This is a genomic window from Streptomyces sp. NPDC091272, from assembly GCF_044757485.1.
GTDB lineage: Bacteria > Actinomycetota > Actinomycetes > Streptomycetales > Streptomycetaceae > Streptomyces.
Map to the genome: position 1 here is coordinate 121,789 of NZ_JBIVVC010000009.1, position 17,212 is coordinate 139,000.

The 17,212-nt window shown below is 71.8% G+C and carries 13 protein-coding genes; 12 read left to right on the forward strand and 1 reads right to left on the reverse strand.

The window, feature by feature from the left end; all coding sequences use genetic code 11:
- The first annotated feature begins 83 nt into the window (after positions 1 to 83).
- The 9 genes from ACIQM4_RS24370 to mutM all read left to right on the forward strand — a co-directional run bounded on the left by ACIQM4_RS24370 (position 84) and on the right by mutM (position 11,125).
- Entirely contained in the window at positions 84 to 3,161 is a 3,078-nt protein-coding gene (locus ACIQM4_RS24370) for a BTAD domain-containing putative transcriptional regulator (RefSeq protein ID WP_401595303.1), read from the forward strand.
- Between the two features lie 370 nt (positions 3,162 to 3,531).
- The gene (gene recG, locus ACIQM4_RS24375) at positions 3,532 to 5,799 is read left to right on the forward strand and encodes an ATP-dependent DNA helicase RecG (protein WP_401595306.1); all 2,268 of its coding nucleotides are present in this window, start codon (positions 3,532 to 3,534) and stop codon (positions 5,797 to 5,799) included.
- Positions 5,800 to 5,916: 117 nt separating this feature from the next.
- Positions 5,917 to 6,519 carry a 16S rRNA (guanine(966)-N(2))-methyltransferase RsmD gene (gene rsmD, locus ACIQM4_RS24380; protein ID WP_401595309.1) on the forward strand — a complete coding sequence of 201 codons (603 nt, stop codon included), beginning with the start codon at positions 5,917 to 5,919 and terminating at the stop codon, positions 6,517 to 6,519.
- Between the two features lie 26 nt (positions 6,520 to 6,545).
- Positions 6,546 to 7,046 carry a pantetheine-phosphate adenylyltransferase gene (coaD, locus tag ACIQM4_RS24385; RefSeq protein WP_401595312.1) on the forward strand — a complete coding sequence of 167 codons (501 nt, stop codon included), beginning with the start codon at positions 6,546 to 6,548 and terminating at the stop codon, positions 7,044 to 7,046.
- Positions 7,047 to 7,137: 91 nt separating this feature from the next.
- Positions 7,138 to 8,286: a cell division initiation protein gene (locus ACIQM4_RS24390; RefSeq protein ID WP_401595314.1), complete on the forward strand. Its 1,149-nt coding sequence runs from the start codon at positions 7,138 to 7,140 to the stop codon at positions 8,284 to 8,286.
- Positions 8,287 to 8,457: 171 nt separating this feature from the next.
- The gene (locus ACIQM4_RS24395) at positions 8,458 to 9,096 is read left to right on the forward strand and encodes a YceD family protein (RefSeq protein WP_401595669.1); all 639 of its coding nucleotides are present in this window, start codon (positions 8,458 to 8,460) and stop codon (positions 9,094 to 9,096) included.
- A gap of 2 nt (positions 9,097 to 9,098) precedes the next feature.
- Positions 9,099 to 9,272 carry a 50S ribosomal protein L32 gene (rpmF, locus tag ACIQM4_RS24400; RefSeq protein ID WP_003965982.1) on the forward strand — a complete coding sequence of 58 codons (174 nt, stop codon included), beginning with the start codon at positions 9,099 to 9,101 and terminating at the stop codon, positions 9,270 to 9,272.
- 19 nt (positions 9,273 to 9,291) lie between these two features.
- Positions 9,292 to 10,173 (forward strand): ribonuclease III, encoded by an 882-nt coding sequence (rnc, locus tag ACIQM4_RS24405; RefSeq protein ID WP_401595316.1) that lies wholly within the window; start codon positions 9,292 to 9,294, stop codon positions 10,171 to 10,173.
- A gap of 91 nt (positions 10,174 to 10,264) precedes the next feature.
- Positions 10,265 to 11,125, forward strand: coding sequence for a bifunctional DNA-formamidopyrimidine glycosylase/DNA-(apurinic or apyrimidinic site) lyase (mutM, locus tag ACIQM4_RS24410; protein ID WP_401595318.1), 861 nt, complete (start codon positions 10,265 to 10,267; stop codon positions 11,123 to 11,125).
- Between the two features lie 36 nt (positions 11,126 to 11,161).
- Here mutM and ACIQM4_RS24415 read toward each other — a convergent pair whose 3' ends face one another.
- Positions 11,162 to 12,085: a CAP domain-containing protein gene (locus tag ACIQM4_RS24415; protein WP_401595320.1), complete on the reverse strand. Its 924-nt coding sequence runs from the start codon at positions 12,083 to 12,085 to the stop codon at positions 11,162 to 11,164.
- Positions 12,086 to 12,218: 133 nt separating this feature from the next.
- Between ACIQM4_RS24415 and ACIQM4_RS24420 the strand changes: the two genes are divergently transcribed.
- The 3 genes from ACIQM4_RS24420 to smc all read left to right on the forward strand — a co-directional run bounded on the left by ACIQM4_RS24420 (position 12,219) and on the right by smc (position 16,987).
- Positions 12,219 to 12,512, forward strand: a complete 294-nt coding sequence (locus ACIQM4_RS24420; RefSeq protein ID WP_401595322.1) for an acylphosphatase — start codon at positions 12,219 to 12,221, stop codon at positions 12,510 to 12,512.
- A gap of 417 nt (positions 12,513 to 12,929) precedes the next feature.
- A complete protein-coding gene (locus ACIQM4_RS24425; protein WP_266658765.1) occupies positions 12,930 to 13,151 on the forward strand; it encodes a hypothetical protein in 222 nt (73 codons plus the stop codon).
- A gap of 218 nt (positions 13,152 to 13,369) precedes the next feature.
- Entirely contained in the window at positions 13,370 to 16,987 is a 3,618-nt protein-coding gene (gene smc / locus ACIQM4_RS24430) for a chromosome segregation protein SMC (protein ID WP_401595325.1), read from the forward strand.
- Positions 16,988 to 17,212 lie beyond the last annotated feature (225 nt).

Genomic DNA, 17,212 nt, shown 5'->3' on the forward strand with positions numbered 1-17,212 from the left:
AACCGGTCCACCCTCGGGTGGGCCGGTTTTTTTCTTGCCCGGGCCTCGGCCCCACCCCCGCCGCCGTCCCGCAGAATCACTGGGTGCGCTTCGGACTGCTGGGCCCCATGGAGATTCGTCACGACGACGGACGGCTCCTCGACCCCGGCGGCGAACGGCCGCGCTCCCTGCTCGCGCTGCTGCTGCTGGACGCGGGCCGCCCGGTGAGCACCAGGCGGCTGCTGGAAGGGCTCTACGGCGACGAACCGCCGGCCCGCGCCGCCAACGCCCTCCAGTCCCAGGTCTCCCGGCTGCGCCGACGGCTCGCGACGCTCGGCGCGGGCATCGAATCGACTCCGGCCGGCTACCGGCTGGACGTCCCGCGGGACACGGTGGACGTCCACCTCTTCGAAGCGGCGGCACGGGCCGGGCGCGAAGCACTGGGCGCGGGCGAGCACGGGCGGGCCGCCGCACTGCTGCGCGAGACGCTCGGGCTGTGGCGGGGCCCCGCCCTCGCGGACCTGGGCGGGGCCCCGTTCGCCCGCTCGGCCGCCGACCGGCTGGAGACGGTACGGCTGGGCGTACGGGAGGACCTGGCCGCGGCGGAGCTGGGCAGCGCAGCGAGGCCGGCGGACGGGCTCGTACCCGGGCTGCGCGAGCTCGCGGCCCTGCATCCGCTGCGGGAGCGGCTGTACGGACTGCTGATGCGAGCCCTCGCGGCGGCAGGCCGGCCCGCCGAAGCACTCGCCGTCTACGAGGACGCCCGGCGCGCCCTCGCCGACGCACTGGGCGCGGACCCCTCGCCCGAGCTGGCCGCACTCCACCTGGAACTGCTGCGCCCGGCACGGGCCGCCGTGCCGCGAACCGTGCCGGCCGGCCTCACCAGCTTCGTGGGGCGTACGAGGGAGCTGGCGCGACTCGACGAGCTGCTCGGTTCCGCCCGGCTGGTGACCCTCACCGGCCCCGGCGGATCGGGCAAGACACGGCTGGCGGTGGAGGCCGCGCGACGCTGGCCGGGCGAGGTCTGCTTCGCGGAACTCGCGCCGGTACCGGACGCGAGCGGGCTGCCGTACGCCCTGCTGGGGGCGCTCGGCGTGCGCGGCAACGGCTTCCGGGAGCGGGCGGGGGGAACCACGGACGCGACGGACCGGCTGTTGTCCGCGTTGGACGCCTTCGAGGGGCGCCGGCTGCTGCTCCTGCTCGACAACTGCGAGCACCTGGTCGACGAGGTTGCCCAGCTGAGCGCGCTGCTGCTGAGGCGGTGCCCCGGCGTACGGATCCTGGCGACGAGCCGGGAAGGGCTCGGCATCACCGGCGAGACCCTGGTGGCGGTGGAGCCCCTGCCCACGCACTCGGCGGTCCGGCTCTTCCTGGAGCGGGCCGCGGCGGTGCGCCCCGGCCCCGCCCCGGCGCCGGGCGACGAGGACCACGCGCGCGTGGAGCACATCTGTGCCGCCCTGGACGGGCTGCCGCTCGCCGTCGAACTCGCGGCGGCCCGGCTGCGTACCCTGTCCGTCGCCGAGATCGCGGACCGGCTCGACGACCGGCTGGGCCGCGGCGCGGACGACCGCTTCCGGCTGCTGTCGCGCGGCGACCGTACGAAGGAGGCCAGACACCGCACCCTGGCCGCCGTCGTGGAGTGGAGCTGGGACCTGCTCGACGAGGAGGAGCGGGAACTGGCACGGCGGCTGACCGTGTTCGCCGGGGGCGCCACGGCGGACGCGCTGCGAACGGTCTGCGGGGTCGAGGACACCGACGGGCCGCCGGCCTCCCTCGTCGAGAAGTCCTTCGTGACGGTGGTGGACGGCCGCTACCGGATGCTGGAGACCGTCCGGGCGTTCTGCGCGGAACAACTGGGCTCCGCCGAACGCGAGTTCCGGGACGCCCACGCGGCGTACTTCCTGGCGACCGCGGAGCGCGCAGCGCCCCTGTTGCACGGCAGGGACCAGCTCCGGTGGCTGGACCGCCTCGACGCCGAGCACACCAACCTCCTGTCCGCACTGCGCCACGGCGACCCCGCCACCTCCTTGCGGCTGCTGGCCGGCCTGTCCTGGTACGCCCCGCTGCGCGGCAGGGCCGGTGAACTGTCGGTCGCGGCACGGGAGCTGCTGGCACGGGTGGGCGACGAGCCGCCCGAGGGGCTCCTGGAGGAGTACGCGCTGTGCCTGCTGACCGCCGTCGGCCACCGGGACCCCGCGGGCGGCGGGGCCACGGACGAGGAACTGACCGCCCGCACCGACACCCTGATGGAAACCCTGGCCGGCCGGCTGCGGATGCCGCACGCCCTGACGCTGTGGGCGCTCGCGTCAGGCCCGCGGACCAGCTCGGAGATGACGGAGCGGGCAGAGGAGGCGTACGGGGCGAGCAGCCCGTGGGCGAGCGCCCTGCTGCGGATGGGCCGCGGCTACCAGTACCTTTTCGCCGGCCGGCCGGTGGCGGCCGGGAAGGCGTTCACCGCCTCGCTCGACGGCTTCCGCGACACCGGAGACCGCTGGGGCGTCGCCAACTCCCTCGACGCCCTGGCCACGCTCGCGCACTGGCGGGGCGACACAGGCGGGGCGCTGGCCCTGCTCGGCGAGGCACTCGCCCTCGTACAGGAACTCAAGGCCCCCGAAGAGACCGCGGACATGCTGGCACGGCGGGCCCACGTCCTGCTGCACGCGGGCGAAGAGGGCGAGGCCGTCGCTCTGTTCGGCAGATCGGCGGAGCTGGCGCGCGGCATCGGCCTGCCGGACAAGGCGGCGGGAGCGCTGCGCGGGCTCGGCGACGCGGCCCGCCTGTCCGGCGACACGGCACGCGCGCGCGTGCACTACGAGGCGGCGCTCGAAGGAGGCACCGGGAGCTGGTTCGGCGCGGGGGAGACCCTGCGCGTCCTCCTCGGCCTCGGCCGGACGGCGAGCGCGCAGGGCGACGGGGCGCAGGCCGAGGAGTGGTTCGACCGGGCGGCGGCCCTGGCCGACGAGTCACCGGGACGACTGCTGCTCGCCGAGATCGCGGAGGCGCGGGCCTCGGCGGCGGCGCCCGAGCGGGCGGCGGAGCTGCTGGGGGAGGCGGAAGGGCTGCGGGGCACGCCGGCGCTCGCGGACAGGGACGTCCGCCGGGCGCGGCAGACGGCGCGGGACGCGCTGACCGACGCCGTGTACCGGAACGCCTACGAACGGGGCCGCGGCAGGCACGCCTGAGGGGCTGGTGGGGCGCAGTCCCTGCGGGGTCCCGGGCCGGGTGCTGGTCCGGCCGGGCCCCCGGGTGTTGGTCCCGGCCACCCCTTCGGGTGCTGGCCCGGCCGGTTCCCCGGGTGTCGTCCCCGGCCGCCCTCTCGGGTGCTGGCCCGGCCGGGCGCGTGCTGACCCGGCCGGTCCGATCCCCCCCCGGGTGCTGACCCGGCCGGTCCGATCCCCGCCGGGGTGCTGACCCGGCCGCACCTCACCGGGTGTGCCGTCCCGGCCCGCTCCCCCCGGCCACTGTCCCGGCCGGTCCCGTCCCTGCGCGGGTTCAAGTGCCGGGTCGGTGGTTTTCCACAGGGGGCGGGGGTTGTCAGAGGGATGGTGTCCAATGGATCTCGTGCCCTCGCTCGACGAATCACTCAAGAAGACACTCGGCGGCACCACCGCGAAGGTGATGGCCGAGCACCTCGACCTGCACACGGTCGGAGACCTGCTGCACCACTACCCCCGGCGGTACGCCGAGCGCGGCGAGCTCACCCAGCTCGCGGACCTCCCGCTCGACGAGCACGCCACCGTGGTCGCCCAGGTCGCCGACGCCCGCGTCCTGCGCTTCAACAACGGCAAGGGCCAGCGCCTGGAAGTCACCCTCACCGACGGCAGCGGACGCCTCCAGCTGGTCTTCTTCGGCAAGGCGATCTACCACCACCAGAAGGAACTGCTGCCTGGCCGCAAGGGCATGTTCTCCGGCAAGGTCGGCATGTTCCGCAACATCCGCCAGCTCTCCCACCCGGCGTACGAGATGCTCGGCAAGGACGCGGGCGAGGACGCCGTCGAGGCCTGGGCGAACGAGCTGATCCCGCTCTACCCGGCGTGCGCCCAGATGGAGAGCTGGAAGATCGCAAAGACGGTCGACGTCGTACTCGCCTCCATGGAGGCGACCGGTTGGGCGGAGATCGTCGACCCGCTGCCGACTGCCCTGCGCGAGGGACGCGGCCTGGTCGAGCTCCCCGAAGCCTTCCGCGAGATCCACCGGCCGCGTACGAAGGCGGAGATCGCCGAGGCCCGGGACCGGCTCAAGTGGGACGAGGCGTTCGTCCTTCAAGTCGCCCTCGCCAGGCGCCGGTTCGCCGAGACCCAGCTCCCGGCCGTCGCCCGCGAGCCCGTCCCCGACGGCCTGCTCGACGCCTTCGACGCCAAGCTCCCCTTCACGCTCACCGAGGGACAGCACAAGGTCTCCAAGGAGATCTTCGACGACCTCGCCACCGAACACCCCATGCACCGCCTTCTCCAGGGAGAGGTCGGCAGCGGGAAGACGATGGTCGCCCTGCGCGCCATGCTCGCCGTCGTCGACGCGGGCGGGCAGGCCGCCATGCTCGCGCCCACCGAGGTGCTGGCCCAGCAGCACCACCGGTCGATCACCGAGATGATGGGCGAGCTGGCCAGTTGGGGGCTGTGGCGCGACGCACCGCCCCAGCAGGGTGGCGGCGGGCGGGGTGAGGGCGGCACGCTCGGCGGCTCCCCGCTCGGCACGAAGGTGGTGCTGCTCACCGGCTCGATGGGGATGCCCGCCCGCCGGCAGGCGCTGCTCGACCTGGTCACCGGCGAGGCGGGACTCGTCATCGGCACGCACGCGCTGATCGAGGACAAGGTGCAGTTCCACGACCTCGGCCTGGTCGTCGTCGACGAGCAGCACAGGTTCGGCGTCGAGCAGCGCGACGCCCTGCGCTCCAAGGGCAAGCAGCCCCCGCACCTCCTCGTGATGACGGCCACCCCCATCCCGCGCACGGTGGCGATGACCGTCTTCGGCGACCTGGAGACCTCCGTCCTCGACCAGCTGCCCGCCGGCCGCTCACCGATCGCCACACATGTCGTACCCGCCAAGGACAAGCCCCACTTCCTGGCCCGCGCCTGGGAGCGCGTCCGGGAAGAGGTGGAGAACGGCCACCAGGCGTACGTCGTCTGCCCGCGGATCGGGGACGGCGAGGACGAGCCGAAGAAGAAGTCCAAGAAGACCGCGCAGGAGGCGGAGGACCCCGAGAAGCGGCCCCCGCTCGCCGTCCTGGAGATCGCCGACCAGCTCCGCGCAGGTCCGCTCGCCGGCCTGCGCGTCGAGGTGCTGCACGGGCGCATGCAGCCCGACGACAAGGACGACGTGATGCGCCGGTTCGGGGCGGGCGACGTCGACGTCCTGGTCGCGACCACGGTCATCGAGGTCGGGGTCAACGTCCCCAACGCCACCGCCATGGTGATCATGGACGCGGACCGGTTCGGCGTCTCCCAGCTGCACCAGCTGCGCGGCCGGGTCGGGCGTGGGTCGGCCCCCGGGCTGTGCCTCCTGGTCAGCGAGATGCACGAGGCCAGCCCCGCCCGTGCCCGGCTGGCCGCCGTCGCCGCCACCCTCGACGGCTTCGAGCTGTCCCGCATCGACCTCGAACAGCGCCGCGAGGGCGACGTGCTGGGCCAGGCCCAGTCCGGCGTCCGCTCCTCGCTGCGGGTACTCGCCGTCATCGACGACGAGGAGGTCATCGCCGCCGCCCGCGAGGAGGCGGTACGACTCGTCGCGGACGACCCCGGACTTGAGCGGCTGCCGGAGCTGCGGACGGCGCTGGACGCGCTGCTGGACAAGGACCGGGAGGAGTACCTGGACAAGGGGTGACCGGCCCGTACGCGATGTCCGCGCAGGTCATATCGTGGAAGGAGACCGCTTCGGGACCTTTCGCAGGGAGCCCGGACCCCACAGGCCGACCCGACAGCCGACCCGACAGAGGAACTCATGACCCGCGTGATCGCAGGCACCGCCGGTGGACGACGGCTGACCGTCCCCCCGGGCGACGGCACCCGTCCCACGTCCGACCGTGCGCGGGAGGGGATGTTCTCCACCTGGCAAGCGCTGCTCGGCAGCCTCGAAGGGACCAGGGTCGCCGATCTCTACGCGGGCTCCGGCGCGGTGGGTCTCGAAGCGCTGTCCCGCGGCGGGGTGCACGCCCTGCTCGTGGAGGCCGACCAGAAGGCGGTCCGTACGATCCGGGAGAACGTACGCGTGCTGGGCCTGCCAGGGGCCGAGGTGCGCGCGGCCAAGGCGGAGCAGGTGGTCACCGGGCCCGCGCCCGCCGAGCCGTACGACATCGTCTTCCTGGACCCGCCGTACGCCGTCACCGACGACGATCTCCGGGAGATTCTCCTCACACTCCGCACCCAGGGGTGGCTCGCCGAGGACGCACTCGCCACCGTGGAGCGCAGCACCAGGGGCGGAGAATTCAGGTGGCCAGGAGGGTTCGAGCCCCTGCGGGCCCGTCGTTACGGCGAGGGGACGCTTTGGTACGGTCGCGCCGCCTCACCGTGCAAAGACGCACAACCGTGCGAAGACGCACGATGACCGGACCGGAGAGACGGGGACCACAGATGCGCCGAGCAGTCTGTCCGGGGTCGTTCGACCCCATCACCAACGGACACCTCGACATCATCGGCCGAGCCTCCAGGCTGTACGACGTGGTGCACGTCGCGGTGATGATCAACCAGTCGAAGCAGGGCCTCTTCTCCGTGGCGGAGCGGATGGACCTGATCAGGACGGCAACCGCCGACTACGGGAACATCGTGGTGGAGTCCCACCACGGCCTGCTCGTCGACTTCTGCAAGGACCGTGACATCCCCGCGATCGTCAAGGGCCTGCGCGCCGTCAGCGACTTCGACTACGAGTTGCAGATGGCCCAGATGAACAACGGACTCTCGGGCATCGAGACGCTGTTCATACCGACCAACCCCACCTACAGCTTCCTCTCCTCCAGCCTGGTCAAGGAGGTCGCGGCCTGGGGCGGTGACGTCGCCCACCTGCTGCCGGAGCACGTCCACGCGGAGCTGACGAAGCGTCTCGCGGAGAAGCGCGCCGCGGCCCAGGAGAACTGACTGCCCGTCACCCGGTGTCGGACGGGGAGCGGCTGGCCTTACAGTCGTCCCGTCCGTCTCCAAACCAGGCCGAGAGAGTGGCGAGCACACGGTGGACGTGCAGAACAAGCTGGACGAGATCGTCGAGGCGATCGGCAACGCCAGGTCGATGCCCATGTCGGCCTCCTGCGTGGTCAACCGCGCCGACCTGCTCGACAAGCTCGAAGAGGTGCGACAGGCGCTGCCCGGCTCCCTCGCCCAGGCCCAGGAGCTGATCGGCGGCCGGGAGCAGCTGGTGGAGCAGGCCCGCCAGGAGGCGGACCGGATCATCGAGTCCGCACAGGCCACGCGCGGCGACCTGATCTCCGACACCGAGGTGGCCCGCCGCTCCCAGGCCGAGGCCGACCGCATCCTCGCCGACGCCCGCAGGGACGCCGAGGAGATCCGCGCGGAGGCCGACGAGTACGTGGACTCCAAGCTCGCCAACTTCGAGGTGGTCCTCACCAAGACCATCGGCTCGGTGGGCCGCGGCCGGGAGAAGCTGCTCGGCCGCGCGCCGGGGCCGGACGAGCAGGGCTACGGGGCCGCGGAGGACGACGACGCCCCGGACTACAGCCCCGACCCCTCCACCCTGCTGCAGCGCGCCGACGAGTACGTCGACACCAAGCTGGGCGCCTTCGAGGCCGTCCTCGCCAAGACCCTCGAAGCGGTCGGCAAGGGCCGCCAGAAGCTGCACGGCCGGGTCGCGTCGGACGAGCTCGGCGTGCACATGGCGGAACAGGACGGCCTGGACCACTCGCAGCTGCGCGGCAGCGACGCCGACTTCCTGGCCGATCTCGCCGCCCCCCAGCCCGCACCCCCGGTCAGGGCCCCGGAGCCCCCGCAGGCCCTGCCCCAGGTCCCCGCGCAGCAGCCGTACGACCCGTACGCGGCGCAGTACGGCGGGCAGGCCCAGCAGCCGCAGACGGTGCAGCCCGACACCCACCAGCCGCAGGATCCGTACGCGAGCCCGTACGGCCAGCAGCAGGACCCGTACGGCTACCAGCAGGATCCGTACGCGGCCGGCTACCAGCAGCAGGGCTATGACCAGTACGACCAGTACGGCCAGCCGGTGCAGCAGTCCCAGCCGCCCCAGCAGCAGCCCGCCCACCAGCCCCAGCACTCCCAGCAGTCCCAGCAGGGCGCGCTGGACGAGACCAGCATGTTCGATACGAGCATGATCAATCTCGACCTGCTCCGCGAGTACGAACAGGGCCGGTAGGCCGGTCCGCCAGGGCCCGCGGCCCGGATTGGGTCCTGGGCGAAGCGTCAAGTATCCTGGCCATTCGTCGCGGACCACGTCTGCGATGTCGGCTGCCCGATTCGCCATGGATTTCCGTCCTGCTGCGACGCCACGGCAGCCCTCCACAGCAATCCGAAGGCAGGAAATCCCCTGAACGCACGCCTCGACCACCGCAACCCCCTCGTGTTCGACACACACGAGCTGGGCCGGCGTCCCGGTGCGCTCCAGCGGCTGACCCGCTCCGCGGAGACCCCCAAGGACTTCGGTGTCGAAGGGGTCATCGGCGTACCGGAAGGTGCGCCCTTGGAGATCAGGCTCCGCCTCGAATCCGTCATGGAAGGGGTGCTTGTCACAGGCACCGTCCGTGCGACGGCCGAGGGGGAGTGCGTAAGGTGTCTGGAGCCGGTGCGACTGAAGGTCGCGGCGGACTTCCAGGAGATGTTCTCGTACCCTGACGCCGACGACCGGGGCCGTGCAAAAGCGGAACCGGGCGACGACGCCGAGGACGACGAGGACACGCTCTTCCTTGAGGACGGCTTGTTCGACCTCGAACCCGTGCTGCGTGACGCGGTAGTGCTCGCACTGCCGATGCAGCCGGTGTGCCGGGAGGACTGCGCCGGCCTGTGTTCCACATGTGGAATCAGGCTGGACGAGAACCCCGACCACCACCATGACGCCGTCGACATCCGTTGGGCGGCGCTGCAGGGACTCGTCGAGACCGGCCAGGTCGACGAGAAGGACAACGTGGACGACGCTGAAACCGGCGTCGACGAGAAGCAGGAGAAGTAGCCGTGGCTGTTCCGAAGCGGAAGATGTCGCGCAGCAACACGCGCCACCGCCGGTCGCAGTGGAAGGCTGCGGTCCCCACCCTGGTGTCGTGCGAGCGCTGCCAGGAGCCGAAGCTCCAGCACATTGCGTGCCCGAGCTGTGGCACGTACAACAAGCGCCAGGTCCTCGAGGTCTGAGCGGCTGGTGAGAGGCACCATGTCTGAGTCACACAAGACGGACAATGCCTCGTCTCACACGCTTCTGGAAGGGCGGCTCGGGTATCACCTCGAGTCCGCCCTTCTGGTGCGTGCGCTGACCCATCGTTCGTACGCGTACGAGAACGGCGGCCTGCCGACGAACGAGCGTCTGGAGTTCCTCGGGGACTCCGTGCTCGGCCTCGTCGTCACGGACACGCTGTACCGCACCCACCCCGATCTCCCGGAGGGCCAGCTGGCCAAACTCCGGGCCGCGGTGGTCAATTCTCGTGCGCTGGCGGAAGTGGGCCGCGGCCTCGAACTCGGCTCCTTCATCCGGCTCGGCCGGGGCGAAGAGGGCACGGGAGGCAGGGACAAGGCATCCATCCTCGCCGACACCCTGGAAGCGGTGATCGGTGCGGTCTATCTCGACCAAGGTCTCGACGCGGCTTCCGAGCTGGTCCACCGGCTCTTCGATCCACTGATCGAGAGGTCGTCCGGCCTCGGCGCCGGCCTGGACTGGAAGACCAGTCTCCAGGAGCTCACCGCGGCCGAGGGGCTCGGTGTTCCCGAGTACCTGGTCACGGAGACGGGCCCGGACCACGAGAAGACCTTCACTGCTGCCGCCCGCGTCGGTGGTGTCTCGTACGGCACCGGCACCGGCCGCAGCAAGAAGGAAGCGGAACAGCAGGCGGCCGAGTCCGCATGGCGCGCGATCAGCGCGGCTGCGGCGGAGCGTGAGGCGGCGGCGAAGGCCGCGGCCCAGGCTCCGGTCCAGGAGGCCCCGGCCTCCGGGACCCCGGCCCCGGAACCGGAGGCCCCTGGGTCGCCGGCTCCGGAACCGGAGGCCCCTGGGTCGCCGGCCCCGGCACCGGACGACAGTCACTCGTCGCCGGTCGCCTGAATCCGTAGTTGTACGTCCGGCCCCGGAGCCGCCCCGCAGGGGGTGGCGCCGGGGCCGGACGCGTACCCGAACACATGACAGGAGCGCCGTCGTGCCCGAGCTGCCGGAAGTGGAAGTCGTACGCCGTGGACTGGAGCGGTGGGTCGCCGGCCGCACCGTGGCCGAGGTCGAGGTGCTGCACCCGCGCGCGGTGCGCCGCCACCTCGCCGGCGGCGTCGACTTCGCCGAGCGGCTGCGGGGGCACCGCGTCGGGACGGCCCGCAGGCGCGGCAAGTACCTGTGGCTGCCTCTTTCGGACGCGCCCCTGGCGGTGCTCGGCCACCTCGGGATGAGCGGGCAGCTCCTCGTGCAGCCGCAGGCGGCCCCGGACGAGAAGCATCTGCGGGTCAGGCTGCGCTTCGAGGACGACCTCGGCACGGAGCTGCGCTTCGTCGACCAGCGGACCTTCGGCGGTCTCTCGCTGCACGACACCACCCCGGACGGCCTGCCGGACGTCATCGCGCACATCGCGCGCGACCCGCTGGACGAGGCGTTCGACGACGGGGCGTTCCACACGGCACTGCGGCTGCGGCGTACGACGATCAAGCGGGCGCTGCTGGACCAGTCACTGATCAGTGGGGTCGGCAACATCTACGCCGACGAGGCCCTGTGGCGTTCGCGACTGCACTACGACCGGCCGACGGCGACCCTGACCCGGCCGCGGTCCACCGAGCTCCTCGGCCATGTACGGGACGTGATGAACGCGGCGCTCGCCGTCGGCGGCACCAGCTTCGACAGCCTGTACGTCAACGTGAACGGCGAATCGGGATACTTCGACCGGTCGCTGGACGCGTACGGGCGCGAGGGCCTGCCGTGCGGACGGTGCGGCACCCCGATGCGGCGCCGCCCGTGGATGAACCGGTCCAGCTACTTCTGCCCGCGCTGCCAGCGACCGCCGCGCATCGTGGGGTGAGGTGCGCGGGGTCGTGGGGGGGGAGGTGCGCGGGGCTCAGAAGCCGAAGTCCTGCGTCCACCACGGGCCGCCGTCGCCCATGTGCACACCGACACCCAGGGTGGTGTAGTCGCAGTTCAGGATGTTGGCGCGGTGGCCCTCGCTCTTCATCCAGGCGTCCATCACCGCCTGGGCGTCGGCCTGGCCGCGGGCGATGTTCTCGCCGCCGAGGTCCTTGATGCCCGCCTTCGCGGCGCGGTCCCAAGGGGACGCGCCGTCCGGGTCGGTGTGGTCGAAGAAGTCACGGGACGCCATGTCACGGCTGAAGTTCGCCGCCAGCGTCGCCAGTCCGGTGTCCGGGCGGACCGGGCTGCAACCGGCCCGCGCCCGCTCCTGGTTGACCAGGGAGAGCACGGCGGCTGCGGCGTCGTTCGCCGAGGCGGGGGCCTTCAGCGGACGGTTCGTGCTCGGCGCCTTGGCGGGGGGCGGGGTGACGGTCCGCTTCGGGGCCGGCGGCCTGGCAGCCTGGGCGGGCGACTTCTTCACCTCGTCGACCGTTGGCTTCTGCGAATTCGCGACGGGCTTCCGGTCCTTGGCCGCCGGTGTGGAACGGGTCGGCGCGGGAGTCTTCGACGGCCCCGCGGCACGCTCCTCGCTGCGGGCGGAGGCCGGCGCCGACGCGCGGTCGGTGGGGCTCGCCGAGGCGCCGCCCTGGGCCTTGAGGTCCACCGCGCCGCCCGCGGTCACCCGGTCGCCGGAGCCGTTGCCGCCACCGCCGAAGGTGTAGTTGTCACCGCCGGGGAGGATTCCGGAAGCAACCGCCACGGCACCGAACGCCACGGCGGCCGAGACTCCGAGCAGTCCGCTCCGCACGGGCACGGCCCGCTTCTTCCGGCGGCCCGCGTCCCGGTTACCGCCTGCCTGGGCCTCCGAGACGTCCTCTGTGGCGGGCCCGGCGGCAGTGCGTCGATGGCGTCCCATCTGCTGTGCCTTCCTCGAAACTCAACGGTCAATGTCTTCACCCATATGGATGAGGCTCATTGGGTCGGGACTGTACGGCATGACGGGTGGGGGCGAAGTGTCTCGTGAGCATTTGGCCGGTTAGCGTGCAGGCATGAACGAAGATGCGCGGGCGGACGTGCGGCTCACCGCCTGGGTACGCGGCCGAGTACAGGGAGTGGGCTTCCGATGGTTCACCAGGGCAAACGCGTTGGAGATCGGCGGCCTCTCGGGCTTCGCCCTCAACCTGGACGACGGGCGGGTGCAGGTGGTGGCCGAAGGGCCGCGTGAGAATTGCCACCGGCTGCTCGACTGGCTGCACTCCGCCGACACTCCCGGCCGCGTCGACGGTGTCACTGAGATCTGGGGCACACCTCGTGGGGGCTACACCGGCTTCGCCATCCGCTGAGCGACCGCGCCCGCGACCCTCCTCGCGGCCTCCCGCGCCGGCTCGCAGCGGCCTGCGGAAGGGGGGCCCGGGCACGTGCGTTCGGCAGAAACGCCCTGGTGGTTGCCGAAAGGGGCTTGCCGTGGAAGGCTGCCCGTACGAGGATGATCTCTACGCCCCCAGGGCCCCGCAGGAGACGCGTCGCCGACGCCAGCGCTCGTCGCAGGACGGCAGTACGCCCCCGGGACGCCCGTCGATACGGGGTGTGATCGTGTTGACCGTCAAACTTTTTGGTGAGACTCTGGAATCCCCGCGCACCTTAGCTGTTTGGCAGCGAGAACCGCAGTGAAACAACAGCACTGCCAAGCACCGCGGGTGCGATTCCCTCACGACCCACACCGCTCTCGGTCGGTCACTCAGTGTGGAGGACCACTCATCATGGCAAAGGCGCTTCTCGGTTACGTCGGCGGCTCCGACCCGCGACTCCTCGCCGAGATGCGACGGCTTCAGCAGCGTGTTCAGGATCTTGAGTCCGAACTGAACCGGATTCAGAACGAGAACGACACGCTCACCGCCGCCGCTCAGCACCGCGGAGACTCTTCTCTGCTCGACGAGGACTTCGACATCGACGTCCCGCGCGCGGAGCCCGCGCTCACCTGATCCAGTTGTCTCCGGTGCAGGTTCAGAATTACACCTGTGCCGGTCCTCGGGATCCGCAAGGGACGTTTCGGCGTCCCTTCTTTACTTTCCGGCCCTGCCTCCCAGGGTCTGATGACCTGTTTCTCAAGGTCTGATGTGCCCTGCACATTCATTGGTGAAACCGCGTCGGCCCGGCGATTCCGGGCCGGGGGCAGGCCGGCCCGGTAGAGTCCGGCCGCGTGCATCTCAAGGCCATGACCCTCCGAGGTTTCAAGTCATTCGCGTCCGCCACGACGCTCCGCTTCGAGCCGGGCATCACCTGTGTCGTGGGGCCCAACGGTTCGGGCAAGTCCAATGTGGTGGACGCGCTCTCCTGGGTCATGGGCGAGCAGGGCGCCAAGACGCTGCGCGGCGGCAAGATGGAGGACGTCATCTTCGCCGGCACGACCGGGCGCCCCGCGCTCGGCCGGGCCGAGGTGTCGCTCACCATCGACAATTCCGACGGTGCGCTGCCCATCGAATACGCCGAGGTCACCCTTACGCGGATCATGTTCCGCAACGGCGGCAGCGAATACCAGATCAACGGTGACACCTGCCGGCTGCTCGACATCCAGGACCTCCTCTCCGACTCCGGCATCGGCCGGGAAATGCACGTGATCGTCGGGCAGGGACAGCTCGATTCCGTTCTGCACGCCGATCCGATGGGCCGCCGCGCCTTCATCGAGGAGGCGGCGGGAGTGCTCAAGCACCGCAAGCGCAAGGAAAAGGCGCTGCGGAAACTGGAGTCGATGAAGGCCAACCTGGCGCGTGTGGAGGACCTGACCGGTGAACTCCGGCGCCAGCTCAAGCCGTTGGGACGGCAGGCCGCGGTGGCCCGGCGCGCCGCCGTCATCCAGGCCGACCTCCGTGACGTACGCCTGCGGCTGCTCGCCGACGATCTCGTCACCCTGCAGGAGGCGCTCGGCGCGGAGATCGCCGACGAGGCCGCGCTGAAGCAGCGCAAGGAGGCCGCCGAGGCGCAGCTCAAGGCGGCCCTCCAGCGCGAGGCCGAGCTGGAGGAGGAGGTACGGCGGCTCGCGCCGAGGCTCCTGCGGGCGCAGCAGAGCTGGTACGAGCTGTCGCAGTTCGCCGAGCGGGTACGCGGCACCATTTCGCTCGCCGACGCCCGCGTGACCAGCGCCGAAGCGGCTCCCGAGGAGGAGCGGCGCGGCCGTGATCCCGAGGACATGGAGCGGGAGGCCGCCCGGATCCGGGAGCAGGAGGCCGAGCTGGCGGCGGCGCTCGAAGCCGCGCGGCACGCGCTGGAGAACACCGTCGAGCACCGTGCGGAGCTGGAACGGGACCTGGCCGGCGAGGAACGCCGCCTCAAGGACCTGGCGCGGGCGATCGCCGACCGCCGCGAAGGGCTCGCCCGGCTGACCGGGCAGGTCAACGCGGCCCGCAGCAGGGCCGGCTCGGCGCAGGCCGAGATCGACAGGCTCGCCGAGTCCCGGGACGCGGCGCAGGACCGTGCCGCCGCGGCCCAGGAGGAGTACGAGCAGCTCAAGTCCGAGGTCGACGGGCTGGACGCGGGCGACGAGGAACTGGCCGCGCGGCACGAGCAGGCGAAGCGCGCTCTGGCGGACGCCGAGCGGGAGGTGACCGCCGTCCGCGAGGAGCTGACCGCCGCCGAGCGGGGGCGCGCGGCGACCTCCGCCCGGCGCGAGGCCCTCGCGCTCGGGCTGCGCCGCAAGGACGGAACGGGCGCGCTGCTGGGCGCGGGGGAGCGGCTCTGCGGACTGCTCGGACCTGCCGCCGAACTCCTGACGGTCACCCCTGGTTACGAGGTGCAGGTCGCGGCAGCCCTCGGCGCCGCGGCCGACGCAGTGGCGGTGACCGGCCCCGCGTCCGCCGCCGAGGCGCTCAGGCTGCTGCGCAAGGAGGACGCGGGCCGGGCGGCACTGCTGTCGGCCGGTGCCGCTGGCCTGGCGGGCGAGGGCGGTCCGGTGGCAGGGGCGGGCGCGGCCGGCGAGGCGCACGTGGCACACGTGGCAGGGGAGGCGCGAGCACAGGCGCCCGCCCCGTACGCCGTGGAATTCGTCAGGGGTCCCGACGACCTGATGCCGGCCGTGCGCAGGCTGCTGCGCGACATCGTCCTGGTGAACACGCTGGAGGACGCGGAGGACCTGATCCGCGCGCACCCGGCGCTGACCGCGGTGACCTCCGAGGGCGACGTGCTGGGGGTGCACTTCGCGCAGGGCGGTTCGGCCGGGGCACCGAGCCTCCTTGAGGTGCAGGCGTCCGTGGACGAGGCGGACGCGGAACTCGCCGAACTGGCCGTGCGCTGTGCGGAGCTGGCCGGGGCGCAGCGCGAGGCGGGCGGGCGGAAGGACCAGTGTGCCGCACTGGTGGAGGAGGTGGGGGAGACGCGGCGGGCCGGGGACCGGGAGCGGTCCGCGGTGGCGCAGCAGCTCGGGCGGCTCGCCGGGCAGGCACGTGGTGCGGCCGGGGAGGCCGAGCGGTCGGCCGCCGCGGCGGCGAAGGCGCAGGAGGCGCTGGAGCGGGCCACCGAGGAGGCCGAGGTGCTGGCGGAACGGCTCGCGGTCGCCGAGGAGACCCCGGTGGAGGAGGAGCCCGACACCGCGAGGAGGGACCGGCTGGCGGCGGACGGGGCGAACGCCCGGCAGACCGAGATGGAGGCCAGACTCCAGGCCCGTACCCACGAGGAGCGGGTCAAGGCGCTGGCGGGACGGGCCGAATCGCTGGACCGGGGCGCCCGCGCCGAGCGCGAGGCACGGGCGAGGGCCGAGCAGCGGCGGGCCCGGATGCGGCACGAGGCGCAGGTCGCGGCGGCCGTCGCCGAGGGTGCCCGGCAGCTGCTCGCGCACGCGGAGGTCTCTCTCGTACGGGCCGGGGAGGAGCGGTCCGTGGCGGAGGCGGCGAAGGCCGAGCGGGAGCGGGAGCTGACCGCCGGGCGCGCCAGGGGCCGGGAGCTGAAGCAGGAACTCGACAAGCTGACCGATTCGGTTCACCGGGGCGAGGTACTAGGAGCGGAGAAGAGGCTGCGCATCGAGCAGCTGGAGGGCAGGGCCCTGGAGGAGTTGGGCGTGGAACCGGCGTCGTTGGTGACGGAGTACGGGCCCCGGCTGCCGGTGCCCCCGTCGCCGCCCGCCGACGGGGAGGAACTGCCGGACGACCCGCAGGACCCCCGCAACCTGCCCAGGCCTTTCGTGCGCGTCGAGCAGGAGAAACGGCTGAGGGCGGCCGAACGGGCGTATCAGCAGCTCGGAAAGGTGAATCCGCTCGCTCTTGAGGAGTTCGCGGCGCTGGAGGAGCGCCATCAGTTCCTCTCCGAGCAGCTGGAGGACCTGAGGCGGACCAGGACCGACCTGATGCAGGTGGTCAGGGAGGTCGACGAGCGGGTGGAGCAGGTGTTCACCGAGGCCTACCGGGACACGGCGCGCGAGTTCGAGGGCGTCTTCGCCCGGCTGTTCCCCGGGGGCGAGGGGCGGCTGATCCTGACCGACCCCGAGCACATGCTGACCACGGGGGTCGATGTGGAAGCGCGTCCGCCGGGCAAGAAGGTCAAGCGGCTCTCGCTGCTCTCCGGCGGTGAGCGTTCACTCACCGCGGTGGCGCTGCTGGTCTCGATCTTCAAGGCGCGCCCCAGTCCCTTCTATGTGATGGACGAGGTGGAGGCAGCTCTGGATGACACCAATCTTCAGCGTTTGATTCGGATCATGAAGGAACTCCAGGAGAGTTCCCAGCTGATCGTGATCACGCATCAGAAACGCACGATGGAGGTGGCGGATGCCCTCTACGGCGTGTCCATGCAGGGCGACGGCGTGTCCAAGGTGATCAGCCAGCGTCTCCGCTGACCTTCACTTCCGGGCCTTTCGTCCCGTTTATGTGCCACCGGACACTCTCGGGGGTGCCCCACTGCTGTCTTCAAAAGGTGAAGGCTTACGATCTCTCCCGATCCTTTTGGATTCAAGTAGAAACATCTGGCTACAAGAAACTTCAAGTGGTGAGCAACCCGTAGTTGTGCCCCACTGGAAGTCCACTTGAGTGCCTGCCCCCCACGGACATGCCCGGCAACGCGG

What these genes read in the sequence shown, in the direction of transcription:
- recG (WP_401595306.1), top strand. Translation starts at nt 3,532, where the DNA reads ATGGATCTCGTGCCCTCGCTCGACGAATCACTCAAGAAGACACTCGGC.
- rsmD (WP_401595309.1), top strand. Translation starts at nt 5,917, where the DNA reads ATGACCCGCGTGATCGCAGGCACCGCCGGTGGACGACGGCTGACCGTC.
- coaD (WP_401595312.1), top strand. Translation starts at nt 6,546, where the DNA reads ATGCGCCGAGCAGTCTGTCCGGGGTCGTTCGACCCCATCACCAACGGA.
- rnc (WP_401595316.1), top strand. Translation starts at nt 9,292, where the DNA reads ATGTCTGAGTCACACAAGACGGACAATGCCTCGTCTCACACGCTTCTG.
- ACIQM4_RS24415 (WP_401595320.1), bottom strand. Translation starts at nt 12,085, where the DNA reads ATGGGACGCCATCGACGCACTGCCGCCGGGCCCGCCACAGAGGACGTC.
- ACIQM4_RS24420 (WP_401595322.1), top strand. Translation starts at nt 12,219, where the DNA reads ATGAACGAAGATGCGCGGGCGGACGTGCGGCTCACCGCCTGGGTACGC.
- ACIQM4_RS24425 (WP_266658765.1), top strand. Translation starts at nt 12,930, where the DNA reads ATGGCAAAGGCGCTTCTCGGTTACGTCGGCGGCTCCGACCCGCGACTC.